General features: G+C 36.5%; 13 protein-coding genes. 10 read left to right on the top strand and 3 right to left on the bottom strand.

The features are described 5' to 3' along the window. Nucleotides 1-104 precede the first annotated feature (104 nt). From ABC228_RS10955 to ABC228_RS10925, 7 genes are all read left to right on the top strand, one after another. Nucleotides 105-749 carry a phosphatase PAP2 family protein gene (locus tag ABC228_RS10955; protein WP_345825176.1) on the top strand — a complete coding sequence of 215 codons (645 nt, stop codon included), beginning with the start codon at nucleotides 105-107 and terminating at the stop codon, nucleotides 747-749. Nucleotides 750-834: 85 nt separating this feature from the next. Continuing rightward, nucleotides 835-2,091, top strand: coding sequence for an MFS transporter (locus ABC228_RS10950; RefSeq protein WP_345825174.1), 1,257 nt, complete (start codon nucleotides 835-837; stop codon nucleotides 2,089-2,091). Further along, complete coding sequence (gene liaF / locus ABC228_RS10945; protein ID WP_345825173.1) at nucleotides 2,088-2,843, top strand: cell wall-active antibiotics response protein LiaF; 756 nt, start codon at nucleotides 2,088-2,090, stop codon at nucleotides 2,841-2,843. The genes ABC228_RS10950 and liaF overlap by 4 nt, the downstream gene beginning before the upstream one ends. 11 nt (nucleotides 2,844-2,854) lie before the next feature. Then, complete coding sequence (locus ABC228_RS10940) at nucleotides 2,855-3,892, top strand: sensor histidine kinase (RefSeq protein ID WP_345825172.1); 1,038 nt, start codon at nucleotides 2,855-2,857, stop codon at nucleotides 3,890-3,892. 49 nt (nucleotides 3,893-3,941) lie between these two features. After that, nucleotides 3,942-4,580 (top strand): response regulator, encoded by a 639-nt coding sequence (locus ABC228_RS10935; protein ID WP_345825171.1) that lies wholly within the window; start codon nucleotides 3,942-3,944, stop codon nucleotides 4,578-4,580. A gap of 75 nt (nucleotides 4,581-4,655) precedes the next feature. Further along, complete coding sequence (locus ABC228_RS10930; RefSeq protein ID WP_345825170.1) at nucleotides 4,656-5,084, top strand: disulfide oxidoreductase; 429 nt, start codon at nucleotides 4,656-4,658, stop codon at nucleotides 5,082-5,084. A gap of 1 nt (nucleotide 5,085) precedes the next feature. Continuing rightward, nucleotides 5,086-5,559 (top strand): thioredoxin family protein, encoded by a 474-nt coding sequence (locus ABC228_RS10925; protein WP_345825169.1) that lies wholly within the window; start codon nucleotides 5,086-5,088, stop codon nucleotides 5,557-5,559. Between the two features lie 38 nt (nucleotides 5,560-5,597). On the opposite strand, the gene ABC228_RS10920 is transcribed toward ABC228_RS10925, so the two are convergent. Beyond that, complete coding sequence (locus ABC228_RS10920) at nucleotides 5,598-6,092, bottom strand: antibiotic biosynthesis monooxygenase family protein (protein WP_345825168.1); 495 nt, start codon at nucleotides 6,090-6,092, stop codon at nucleotides 5,598-5,600. A gap of 539 nt (nucleotides 6,093-6,631) precedes the next feature. Here ABC228_RS10920 and hemE point away from each other — a divergent pair. The 3 genes from hemE to hemY are packed head-to-tail and all read left to right on the top strand — an operon-like array spanning nucleotide 6,632 to nucleotide 10,033. Beyond that, nucleotides 6,632-7,660: a uroporphyrinogen decarboxylase gene (gene hemE / locus ABC228_RS10915; protein WP_345825167.1), complete on the top strand. Its 1,029-nt coding sequence runs from the start codon at nucleotides 6,632-6,634 to the stop codon at nucleotides 7,658-7,660. A 37-nt stretch (nucleotides 7,661-7,697) separates the two neighbouring features. Continuing rightward, nucleotides 7,698-8,633, top strand: a complete 936-nt coding sequence (gene hemH, locus ABC228_RS10910) for a ferrochelatase (RefSeq protein ID WP_345825166.1) — start codon at nucleotides 7,698-7,700, stop codon at nucleotides 8,631-8,633. Further along, nucleotides 8,633-10,033, top strand: coding sequence for a protoporphyrinogen oxidase (gene hemY, locus ABC228_RS10905; protein WP_345825165.1), 1,401 nt, complete (start codon nucleotides 8,633-8,635; stop codon nucleotides 10,031-10,033). Before hemH ends, hemY begins: the two co-directional genes overlap by 1 nt. Before the next feature lie 155 nt (nucleotides 10,034-10,188). On the opposite strand, the gene pepF is transcribed toward hemY, so the two are convergent. Next, on the bottom strand, nucleotides 10,189-12,003 hold the full coding sequence (gene pepF, locus ABC228_RS10900; RefSeq protein ID WP_345825164.1) for an oligoendopeptidase F: 1,815 nt from the start codon (nucleotides 12,001-12,003) through the stop codon (nucleotides 10,189-10,191). Nucleotides 12,004-12,193: 190 nt separating this feature from the next. Further along, nucleotides 12,194-12,325 carry a protein YhfH gene (yhfH, locus tag ABC228_RS10895; protein WP_345825163.1) on the bottom strand — a complete coding sequence of 44 codons (132 nt, stop codon included), beginning with the start codon at nucleotides 12,323-12,325 and terminating at the stop codon, nucleotides 12,194-12,196. Nucleotides 12,326-12,401: the final 76 nt, after the last annotated feature.

Below are 12,401 nucleotides of genomic sequence, written 5' to 3'. Positions count from 1 at the left end.
CTATTATAGCATCTTTTTTTCTAGTGAAAAAAATTAATTTTGAATAAACTTCTGGATAAGCTATGATGGAATTAACGTTATTTTAACAGGAGGCTTCACATAGATTGAAGAAACGTAATATTGTCATCATATCATTTTTTACAGTTATGTTAATCGTTATCGGAATTTGGGTCGTCAAAATTATGCAGGGTGAAATCCCTTATATTGATCAGTGGACTAGATCGTTAGTAAGCACTTTTCCAGATACCTATACATATGACTTTTTTAGAGAAGTTACTAATTTAGGATCAAAGCAATTTATGTATCCATTCACAGGTGTAATGGTTGTCATTCTTATTATTATATTTCGAGACTGGCTACCGGGTGTTATTTTTGGCGCTGGGATATTTGCCACGCATGAATTTAATAAATTGATAAAGCTTATTGTTGGACGTGATAGACCTTCCATACTAGAAGAGGCGAATGCAGTAGGCGAGAGCTTTCCATCTGGACATGCCATGATTCCCATGGTTTGTTATGGGCTTTTATCCTATTTTCTAGCTAAGAAGCTGAAATCGACAAAGATAATTTTAGCATTGCAAGCTTTCTTTGGTTTACTTGTATTATTAATAGGAATCAGTAGATATGTCATTAATGTTCATTTTCTCACCGATATTGTAGCAGGATTTATTATCGGATTTTTATGCTTACTAGCCCTTATTTATCTATATGAATTTATACAGAGAAAAAGGAATCGGTCTAAGGTCTGAGATAAAAGCATTCTAGAGATGGTTTTCCCCTTTTAAGGAAATGTCTAAGATAGAGATAAGAGAAGACAAGAGGGGAGCATTAACAATGGAAGCTATAGTAAAACAGGAAGAGTTAAAGGTTCCGATATTTCATAATCGAAACTTTGTTCTTTTATTAATTAGTGCATTGTTTTCTTCACCTGGCTATTTTGTCTATTTAATTGGAGCCGAGTGGTTGATGTTAAGTATAACCGATAATCGTTTTTACTTTGGAATGCTATTTTTTGTGGCTGCTATACCAAGATTAATATTTCTGTCTATTGGCGGATTAATTGCCGATCGAATGAATAAGCGGACAATCCTATTTTGGTCAGACCTCAGTCGTGCAGTTTTGATAAGTATTTTGGTTCTGTTAATTTGGACTGATTCCGTTGCCGTATGGCATCTATTAGTTTTAGCGGGGCTATTTGGTGTTTCGGATGCTTTCAGCTATCCAGCGATGAATGCATTAGTACCAACGTTACTTGAAGAAAAACAATTACAAAGAGGTAATTCCTTAATTCAAATGACGAGTCAAATTAGTCCAATTCTTGGTCCAGCACTAGGTGGTACATTAATTGCTTTACTAGGCTTTAAAGGAGTATTTTCCGTATCACTAGTGATGCTGTTAATAGCGTCTTTTGCAGTATTGTTCATCCGTATGAAAAAAGAGGAAGATGTTCAGGGAAATAAGCCTACTCCATGGACCGAGTTAAAAGAAGGCCTAAGCTACGTCCGCAAGAATGAACTTGTAATTTCCATTGTTGTAATGGCATTGTTTATTAATTTCTTTTTCTCGGGCCCATTTTCAATTGGAATGCCAATAATCGTGAAGGATATTTTTGGCGGAAATGCCGTTAGCTTAGCAACGATACAGACTTCTATGGGGGTCGGAGCATTAGCAGGTGCAATTTTGTTAGCTGCCATTAAGTTGAAAAAACCGGGAATAACCTTGGTCGTTAGCATTATTGGCTTAGGGTTGTTATATATCGCAACAGGTATCTCGGCTAATATTGTACTTACGGCTGGTTTAGTAGCACTTATGTCAATCCTGACACAATTAATTAATATCCCTTTAATCACTATGTTGCAGCAAACTACTGAGAAACGTATGCTTGGTAGGATGATGAGCCTATTTATGACGGTTTCTACAGGATTAATTCCTATATCATATATTGTTACTTCATCGCTTATCGCAATTGGTGTAAGTATTCAAACAATCATTATCATAAGTGGAATTATCGTTACCCTTATTGCAATCTACAATCTAAGAAATAAAAAAATACTAGGATATAAATTTTCACAAGGGAGAGAGATAGGATGAAAAATGGTTTTTTCCGTTATCTAATAGCCGCTGCACTGATTGGTTTCGGTGTTGTACTGGTATTAGAAAATATAGGAGTAATGGATTTTAATAGTAGAAATGCATGGAGTTATATCTATCCATCGTTATTTGCATTAGTCGGTATTAAATGGGTGGTAGATCGAGTAAGGCACCGTGGTGGTAGCTATTTCTGGGGATCGTTCTTCTTTATATTTGGAGCATTGCTATTATTAGATCGCTTTGAGGTAATATCCTTTACGTTTAATGATGTATTCAAGCTATGGCCGTTATTAATTGTTTATTTTGGTTTTATGTTTATCGGAAAATCGACAAGACCTAAAGTGATTATTGAAAGTAGTAGTGAAAAGAATGATAAAGAAAATCATAACAGTTCTTTCTTTACTGTAGGTAATCATGAATTTAATCAACCAAATTGGAAGGTAGAGCCAACTACCATTAAAACATTGGCAGGAGATTTCTATTATGACTTCTCGAAGGCATATATTCCTGAAAAGGAAATCCCAATTACAATTAGTGCACTAGCTGGGGATGTCCACATTTTAATTCCAGAAAATCTTGAATTCCAAGTAAATGCATCTGTTAAGGCAGGGGATATTGATATTGTTGGCCAAACTGTAGATGGAATTAATCGCTCCCTTAAATATGTGTCAACAAATTATGATAATGCCACTAGAAAGTTAGATTTAACTTTAAAACTAAAGGCGGGTTCAATCAGGGTTGACTCCGTATAAGGGGGATTATAGTGAAGAATCGTTTTTCGAGTATTCGTTATAGCTATATCATTTCGCATTTTAATGGATTGTTTTTAACGACGGTAACCATATTAGCAATTCTACTCTCAATCTATGTACTCATTAGTCCCGAATGGTTAACGTCCAATAGCATTTATTTATTTATTATATTGTATGGGTTAGTCGCGTTTTTTGTATCCGTTTATGTTGGTTTTCGATCAAGTGGTGATTTGAAGCAGCGCATGGATTATCTCTCTGTTTTGATTACCCAATTCGCTAATGGAAACTATCAATCTCGCATTTACTTTAATGAAGGTGACGAGCTCTCTCGTATTGGAAATGAGTTAAATGAGCTTGGGGAAAAACTACAAAATCAAGTAAAGTCACTGCAACGATTAGCAGATGAAAAAGCAGAGTTAGCCAAATCTGCACATAAGTCTGCGGTAATTGAGGAAAGACAGCGAATTGCTCGTGATTTACATGATGCAGTGAGTCAGCAACTATTTGCCTTAACGATGATGTCAGAAGCTTCCATTAAACAATTGGATATAAATCCAGAATTAGCGAAGGAGCAAATGATGGAAGTCGCATATGCAGCACTACAAGCACAAACTGAAATGCGGGCACTTTTATTACATTTACGACCAGTTCACCTTTCTGGAGATCCATTACCTAAAGGAATTCAAAAGCTTGTTGATGAATTAAGTCAGAAATCACAAATAGATTTTCAATTAGTCATCAACGATAATTTAAAGCTTTCTGAAGCAACGGAGGAGCATGTGTTTCGTATTATACAAGAGTCCTTATCCAATATCCTTCGCCATGCTAATGCTACTGTTGTTAAAATAGATATCTCGCTTCGTGGAAATGAACTATTCATGCATATTGCTGATAATGGCAAAGGATTTGATTTAGAACATGATCATGCCAAAAAGACATCCTACGGATTAAAAACGATGAAGGAAAGAAGCGAGGAGTTAGGTGGTACATTCACCATAAGGTCTAACATTGATGAAGGCACATATATTGATATTCGAATACCATGCTAAAGGCTAATTTTGATATAGTGATGATAAAGGGGTTAGGGGGAGACTGAAAATGATTCGAGTTGTTGTTGTTGATGATCATGAGATTGTGCGTAAAGGAATTATTGCGTATTTACAAACTGATCCAGAGATCGATGTTATCGGTCAAGCGAGTAGTGGGAATGATGGAGCAAAGCTTATCTTAGCGGAAAAGCCAGATGTCGTGTTAATGGATTTAATGATGGATAACGGTACGGGAATAGATGCTACAAAGCAAGTTATGCAGCAGTATCCATCTTGTAAGATTATTATCCTAACAAGCTATTATGATGATCAACAGGTTTTTCCTGCACTTGAAGCTGGTGCATTTAGTTATTTATTAAAAACGTCATCGGCGGATGAAATCGTCACCGCTATTAAAAAAGCCGCTACTGGAGAGAATGTAATTGAACCAAAAGTAGCTAGTAAAATGATGACGAGTTTTAGAGGGGAGAAACGAAAACCACACGATGAATTAACGGATAGAGAAATGGAAGTGCTTCTGTGCATTGGAAACGGAATGACGAACCTAGAAATTAGTGAGAAACTCTATATTGGTATTAAAACAGTTAAAACACATGTAAGTAATATCCTAGCAAAATTGGATGTGCATGATCGTACACAGGCAGCAGTTTACGTTCACAAAAATCAATTATTAACGCAAGAGGGCTAAGCCCTCTTTTTTGTTATTTTGAGCAAACCCTAGTATAATACTAGGGAAAATTAAAATAACGAGGAGACTTCCGAAATGGATCATTCGAAGAAGAAAGAGAATTTTCTACTTGGAATATGGGGAATTGCAGCTGTCGCAACTGCAGGGAGTTTGTTTTTTTCAGAAATAATGGGATATGAGCCGTGTGAGCTGTGTTGGTATCAACGCATCTTGATGTATCCGCTTGTTGTCATATATGGGACAGCGTTATTAAAAAAAGATTTGTCCATTGCATTACCTGGATTAGTTATGAGCGGAATAGGGATGTGCCTATCAGCATATCATTATGGTATACAAAAATTGCCTGCCTTAAGTGAAGCAGGTGGTTCCTGCGGGTTGGTTCCATGTAATTTTCAATACGTAAATTATTTTGGGTTCATAACAATACCATTTTTAGCAGGTACAGCATTTATCCTAATATTCATTGCCCATGTAGTACTATTAAAACAATATAGGGGGAAATAAAATGCAAAAGAAGATGCTAGCAATTGTCGGCGTAATTGTTGTGTTAATAATCGCGCTGTATTTTGTAATAGACTATAAGAATAATAAGGCGCTTGAAGATAATCCATATGGAACGAATGACCTAGATCAAGCAACAATTGATCAACTGGATGATCCAAACTACGGAAATCAAATATTACCAGATGACTTAATTGAACAAATTGATAATGGTGACGCTGTAACCGTATATTACTACAGCCCGATATGTGTTTATTGTCAAAATACAACACCATATCTTTCGCCATTAGCAGAAGATATGGGAGTAGATATGAAGAAATTGAATCTGTTAGAGTTCAGTAATGAAGTGACTCGATTTGGAATTACATCTACTCCGACTCTTGTTTATTACGAGGATGGAGAAGAGGTTATTCGATTAGAAGGTCAGAAAACGGAAGAAGAATATGAGAAGTTTTTTGAGGAATACGTCCTTAATTAGCGAAAAACCAAGCACCATACTAGGTGCTTGGTTTTTCATTATTTCTTGTCTTTTTCTATCATATGGTATGTGTTTACAAAAGGTCTGTCTGCAAAATAGGCAGATGGTTTTGTATCGACATGAGCCTTTTGAAATCCTTCAGAGTCTTTCCATTGTTCAAAGCTATCCATGGAATCCCATTGCGTAAATACAATATAGGTATTCCCTTTCGTTGGCTTCAGGAGACGAAAAGCTTGAAAGCCCTCTTGCTTGTCAATCGCCTGCTGTCTCTTTTTGAAATTATCTTCAAATATAGGAACACCTTCATCGGTTACTGGGATATTATTCATTACAACGTAACCACTGTCCAAAATGTCCCCAGATTGAACTAAGACTTCAAATGCTCTACCTGAAACAAAAACACTTTGCTTTGTACCTTCATAATATGCTACGTCATTCGAAGTACCTTTCATAAAGTGGAATTTAATTGCAGGGTATTTTTCTGCTAATTTCAAGAGAAAGTCGTATGTACCATTTGTCATAAATGCATTCATTTCGTAACCTCTCCTCCAATTTTTCCTTTGTTAAAATAATTATTAATTAGTAATTCCTATCAGTTTAAGTTTTTTACTAGTTGTCGTATAATGTAAATTGTTGATTAAGTGGTAATAGCGCTACACACTTATTATAGGAAATCATTTAGCTTTGTATCCATTTTAACATTTTACCGTATAATATTTAAATTTATAACCGAATCTTCTACTATACAGTATGGTTAGCAATTGATGGAATTAATATTACATAACTATTAGCCAAATGAATTCGACAAAATAGTCGATATTTCCCAGGCAATATGTTTAATGAAGTGCATGTATGTCTTAACATCCCACAAATGGCGTATAAAGTTATAATAAATTAGACAAATTCATGACAATAGTCATGTGTTGCTATACAGTTATGACGGAAATCGGTATAGTAGAAGAGGATGATGACCTATTAGATCGTGGGCCTATGCCCGAAAGTAATTAAATGAATAAATATGGATGTTGGTTAGAAGATAAACTTCTTCATTACGTCCAAAAAGGGTGAGAAAATGAAGCTTAATGACACTATTATTCGCGCGTATAAAGGAGAAGCAACAGCTTATACTCCTGCATGGTTTATGAGACAGGCAGGTAGATCTCAAGAAGAATATAGAAAGATAAAAGAAAAATATTCTTTATTTGAGATTACACATCAGCCAGAGCTTTGTGCATATGTAACAAGGCTACCAGTTGAAAATTATAATGTGGATGCAGCAATTCTTTATAAGGACATTATGTCACCATTACCCGCAATTGGAATTGATGTTGACATTAAAGCAGGAATTGGTCCAGTAATTGCAAATCCTATTAAAAGCATGGAAGATGTTGAAAAACTAGGCACAATTAATCCTGAGGAAGATGTACCATACGTATTAGAAACAATTCGATTATTGACAGAGGAACAATTAACTGTTCCATTAATTGGGTTCAGTGGTGCGCCGTTTACGCTTGCTAGTTATCTTATTGAAGGTGGACCATCAAAAAATTATGGCAAAACGAAAGCATTCATGTATTCACAATCAGAAGCGTGGTTTGCATTGATGGATAAGCTTGCAGATATGACTATTACATATGTTAAATCCCAAATAAGAGCGGGTGTCAAAGCAATTCAATTTTTTGATTCTTGGGTTGGTGCCTTAAATGTGGCAGATTACCGTACATTTATTAAGCCTGTTATGAACCGAATCTTCTCTGAGCTCCGCCATGATGATGTGCCATTAATTATGTTTGGTGTTGGCGCAAGTCACTTGTTATTAGAGTGGAATGATTTGCCAATTGATGTAATTGGCTTGGATTGGAGAACTTCGATTAAAGAAGCCCGTGATCTTGGAGTGACGAAGGTATTACAAGGGAACTTAGATCCTGCAATTTTATTGGCAGATTGGGATACGATTGAGAGTCGTACAAGAGCAATCCTAGATCAATCAATGGAAGATGGTCGTCATGTGTTTAATTTAGGACATGGTGTGACACCTGATATTCAACCAGCGACATTAAAAAGACTTACTGACTTCATTCATACGTATTCGAAACGATAGTACATTGAATCAAATCATACTAAAGAGGTGTAGAATAATGGGAAGAAAGAAAATGGGACTATTAGTGATGGCTTATGGAACACCATATAAAGAAGAGGATATTGAGCCATATTATACACATATTCGTCATGGTAGAAAGCCATCAGATGAGCAATTACAGGATTTAAAGGACCGTTATAAAGCGATAGGTGGAACTTCTCCTTTGGCTAGAATTACCGAAGAACAAACAAAAGCTCTTGAAACAAAGCTTAATGAAATGCAGGAGGAGTACGAATATAAAGCTTATATTGGATTAAAGCATATCAATCCTTTTATTGAAGATGCTGTTGAGGAAATGGGCAAAGATGGGATTCAGGAAGCAGTGTCCATTGTACTAGCACCACACTATTCAACATTTAGTGTGAAATCGTATAACACACGTGCACAAGCAGAAGCTGATAAATACGGTATTTCTATTAAGGCTGTAGAAAGCTGGTATGATGCGCCAGGTTTTGTTCAGTATTGGGCAGAGCAAATCAATAAACAATATGCAAAAATGACGGATGAAGAGCGTGAAAAAGCAGTATTAGTAGTATCAGCGCACAGCTTACCAGAAAAAATTCTACAAAATGGAGATCCTTATCCAGACCAGTTAAAGGAAACTGCAAAGCTTATTTCCGAAAAAGCAGGTATCAAAAATTATGAGTTAGGCTGGCAGAGTGAGGGAAATACACCTGATCCATGGCTAGGACCAGATGTTCAAGATTTAACGCGTACACTTTATGATGAAAAAGGATATCGTTCATTTGTTTATGCTCCAGTTGGATTTATCGCAGATCACCTGGAAGTACTTTATGATAATGATTATGAATGTAAAGTTGTTTGTGACGAATTAGGTGCTAGCTACTATCGTCCAGAAATGCCTAATGTTCATCCTTTATTTATCGAAACATTAGCAACGGTTGTACAAAATCGAGTAAAGCGTGATGCGTAATGGAAAAACAAACAATCGTAATAATAGGCGGCGGAATAACTGGGTTAACCGCTGCCTATTATTTACAAAAAGCGATTCGTGAAAAAAAATTACCGTACGACGTTAAACTAGTAGAAGCTAGTAATCGTCTAGGTGGAAAAATTCAAACCTATAAGCAGGATGGCTTTACGATAGAACGTGGACCAGATTCGATAATTGCTCGAAAAAAGCCAGGTGTAAAACTAGTTGAGGAGCTGGGCTTAAAGGATGAAATGGTGCGCAATGGAACTGGACAATCGTATATTCTAGTAGAAGGTAAGCTTCACAAAATGCCAAAGGGTGCTTTTATGGGAATACCAAAGCAAATTGGGCCGTTCCTCCGTTCGGGATTAGTTTCACCAATTGGTAAAATGAGAGCATTACTAGATTTGACAAAGGCAAAGGGTGAGGAGAAATCTGACCAATCGCTCGGTGCTTTTATGCGAAGACGTTTTGGGAATGAATTAGTTGAAAATGAAATTGAACCATTACTTTCAGGTATTTATTCAGGTGATATTGATAAGATGAGTTTAATGGCTACTTTTCCTAACTTTTATCAGCTTGAGCAGAAATATGGTAGCTTGATAAAAGGATTGAAGCAAACTATGCCAAAAGCGTCACAAACTACTGGGAAAGTTCCTGGTGCGTTTTTCTCCTTTCCAAATGGTCTTGAGACGATTGTTGATAAATTAGTAGAAAATATCGATCAAGAATCTATTCTATTAAACGCTGCAGTAGATCATGTGGAGAAGAAGGAATCTGGGTATCATGTACTGTTAAGTGATGGGAATGTCTTGAAGGCTAGCTCGTTAATCGTAACAACGCCACATAAAACAATACCGAAATTGTTTAGCCAATATGATTTTATGAAGGTGTTTACAGAAGTGCCATCAACTTCTGTTGCGAATGTCGCGATGGCTTTTGATAGATCCGCGATAAAGCAGGACATTGATGGAACAGGCTTTGTTGTTTCACGAAATAGTGATTATCGGATTACAGCTTGTACGTGGACACATAAAAAGTGGCCTGCAACAACACCAGATGGAAAAGCGTTAATTCGATGTTATGTTGGGAAGCCAAATGACCAGGAAGTAGTGGATTTAACAGACGATGAAATAACATCCATCGTGTTAAATGATTTAAATAAGACAATGAATATTACAGCAGAACCTGACTTCAGTGTCATCACTCGTTGGCATAATGCAATGCCTCAATATACTGTTGGGCATCTTGAGAGGATAGCTACAATTCGTAAAGAAGCACAGCATCAAATTCCAGGTGTGTTTTTAACTGGAAGTTCCTTTGAAGGTGTTGGAATACCAGATTGTATTGAGCAAGGTGAAAAAGCAGTAGTAGATGTCCTTTCATTTTTACAAGATTAATTAAGTATTCTATATCAACCGAGAGAATCTTTAACAAAAATAAAGTATCGGATAATCTACAACTTAATTGAAAAGCACAGCATTCACGTATCGTGTATGCTGTGCTTTTATTTTACTCCATGATGCGACGGGAGAGGTATTGTATCGTTTCTTTCTTATTCATAGCTTTGTTCAAGCTGATCAACGAGTGAACCGACAAATGCAACAGCTTCGCGAATTGCATCTGGCTTAGACATATCAACGCCAGCCTGTTTAATCAAATCAAGCGGTTTTTGTGTTCCACCTGCTTTTAAGACATTCAACCAGCTTTCAACGGCTGGTTCTCCTTCGGTCTGAATTCGTTTTGCTACTGCAGTTGAAACAGTCAATCCAGCGGAGTACGTATATGGATATAATCCCATATAGTAGTGAGGCTGGCGCATCCAAGTTAGACCTGCACCATCATCCATTACAACAGCATCACCCCAGAAGCTTTCTAGAGCTTCACGCTTCTGCTTTGTTAACACACTTGCAGTTAAAGGCGTACCAGCTTCAGCTAGTTCATATACGCGACGTTGATATTCACCTTCTAGTAGATGGGTAACAAAGTTATGATAATACGTACCTAGTAATTGTGTGATTACCCAGCGTTTCATTCGTTTGTCATCTGTTTTACGCATTAAGTGATCCGCTAAAAGCAATTCATTAATTGTCGATGGTGCTTCAACAAAATACGTAGAAGGTCTTGTATTAAATAATGACTGATATTTACCAGCAAGATAAAAGTGTCCGGCATGACCTAATTCATGTGCTAATACAAATGCACCACGCATCGTATCTGTCCAAGTAATTAAAATATATGGATGCACACCATAGGGGCTTGAACAGAATGCACCAGTTGATTTGCCAACATTATCGGCTAAATCAACCCAACGGTCATTTAGTCCTTTTTCCATAATTTCGATGTATTCTGGTCCCATTACCTGTAGAGAATCTAAAATAACAGATTTAGCTTCCTCATAACTAGTTTTTGGGTTGAATTCAGGATCTAATGGAGCCTTTAAGTCACAATATCGAAGTTCATTAAGACCTAGCTTTTCTTGCTTGAGCTTAGCATAACGGCGCATATGTGGTGCAAGTTCTTCTTTAATGACGTTTAATTGGTTCTCATACATTTCTTTGGTTACTTGTTGTGAAGCGAGTAGCATATCTGTAACAGAATCATAGTTACGGAGTCTTGCCATCGTTACTTGCTTAGTAACTTCAGTTGCGTAGGTTGCCGCAAATGTATTTTTATATTGATCTAATGTTTTCACGAATGAATCATATGCATCACGACGAAGTATTGTGTTTGCTTCTAATTCATAACGATCTTCATATAAAGCAGCAGACATTGGTAATTCATTACCTGATTCATCCTTTACGGAATCAAATACCATATCTGATGATTTACTACGTGAATAAATCATGTATGGTGCCCCATGTACTTCACTTAGTGCAGCCAGTGTTTCTTCAATTTCAGGTGAAAGCGTATGTGGCTTGTCCTCCAAAATATCATCAAGCATCTTTTTATAAGGCTGTAATGCTTTTTCTTCGTTTAGGAATTGTTCAATTTGCTCTGTCGTTAACGTTAATAGTTCTGACTGAACAAATGATAGCTTTGCTCCAATACTTGCCATAGCAGAAGATACTCTAGCAGCATCTCGTTGATTATCAGGATCACTTCCATCTGCACTGGATTTTAAGCTAGCATATGTACCAACACGTACTAATCGTTCTCGATAGTTTTCTAATGTTGTGAGACAGTCTAATAATGTTGCGGCATCATTTCCAAGCTTGCCTTTAAATTGTGTAATCTTTGTAACGTCAGCCTGCACCGCATTCAGTTCAGTTTCCCATGAATCGAAGGTTGGAAATAAATCGGTTAAGTCCCATTTTTGTTCTTCAGGTACCTCAGAGCGAAGTAGTCGTTTTGTGTTTGTAGTTGCCATAATGAATTTCCCCTTTCCTAAAAAATATTTCGGTAGTCTAAATAATTATAATATAAAATTGGTTAGAAGGATATGATTTTTCAGATATTTTCACAAAAAAATACAGCTATTGATTAGCTGCGCAAAAGTTGTTTCCTAGTATCATAAAGCTTACAATTGTGATGAATCAGTACGATTCGTCGTTTTTGCTTTATCTAGCTGGGTGATCACACTCTTCACAAAAGTTTGTATAACAGTCGGCTTGCTCATTTATTTCTTGACCGCATTGTTGACATTTTTTCTTGGGAAGGTTTCGGAAAAACTCAAGCACATTTGTGATCATACAGATCCTCCTTTATCGTAGTAAGTTTATTGTATTATAACAGTATGATTTTGGTCAATTGTGTGTTACAACAAAA

Origin of the sequence: Ornithinibacillus xuwenensis (genome assembly GCF_039614845.1) — a bacterium.
In the GTDB taxonomy this organism is placed as follows: Bacteria; Bacillota; Bacilli; order Bacillales; family Amphibacillaceae; genus Ornithinibacillus; species Ornithinibacillus xuwenensis.
Note: the sequence above shows the minus strand (reverse complement) of the source record. Positions and strands in the feature narration are given on the sequence as shown.

What these genes read in the sequence shown, in the direction of transcription:
- hemH (WP_345825166.1), top strand. Translation starts at nt 7,698, where the DNA reads ATGGGAAGAAAGAAAATGGGACTATTAGTGATGGCTTATGGAACACCA.
- ABC228_RS10930 (WP_345825170.1), top strand. Translation starts at nt 4,656, where the DNA reads ATGGATCATTCGAAGAAGAAAGAGAATTTTCTACTTGGAATATGGGGA.
- hemY (WP_345825165.1), top strand. Translation starts at nt 8,633, where the DNA reads ATGGAAAAACAAACAATCGTAATAATAGGCGGCGGAATAACTGGGTTA.
- ABC228_RS10935 (WP_345825171.1), top strand. Translation starts at nt 3,942, where the DNA reads ATGATTCGAGTTGTTGTTGTTGATGATCATGAGATTGTGCGTAAAGGA.
- pepF (WP_345825164.1), bottom strand. Translation starts at nt 12,003, where the DNA reads ATGGCAACTACAAACACAAAACGACTACTTCGCTCTGAGGTACCTGAA.
- ABC228_RS10920 (WP_345825168.1), bottom strand. Translation starts at nt 6,092, where the DNA reads ATGAATGCATTTATGACAAATGGTACATACGACTTTCTCTTGAAATTA.
- hemE (WP_345825167.1), top strand. Translation starts at nt 6,632, where the DNA reads ATGAAGCTTAATGACACTATTATTCGCGCGTATAAAGGAGAAGCAACA.
- ABC228_RS10925 (WP_345825169.1), top strand. Translation starts at nt 5,086, where the DNA reads ATGCAAAAGAAGATGCTAGCAATTGTCGGCGTAATTGTTGTGTTAATA.
- ABC228_RS10950 (WP_345825174.1), top strand. Translation starts at nt 835, where the DNA reads ATGGAAGCTATAGTAAAACAGGAAGAGTTAAAGGTTCCGATATTTCAT.
- liaF (WP_345825173.1), top strand. Translation starts at nt 2,088, where the DNA reads ATGAAAAATGGTTTTTTCCGTTATCTAATAGCCGCTGCACTGATTGGT.
- yhfH (WP_345825163.1), bottom strand. Translation starts at nt 12,325, where the DNA reads ATGATCACAAATGTGCTTGAGTTTTTCCGAAACCTTCCCAAGAAAAAA.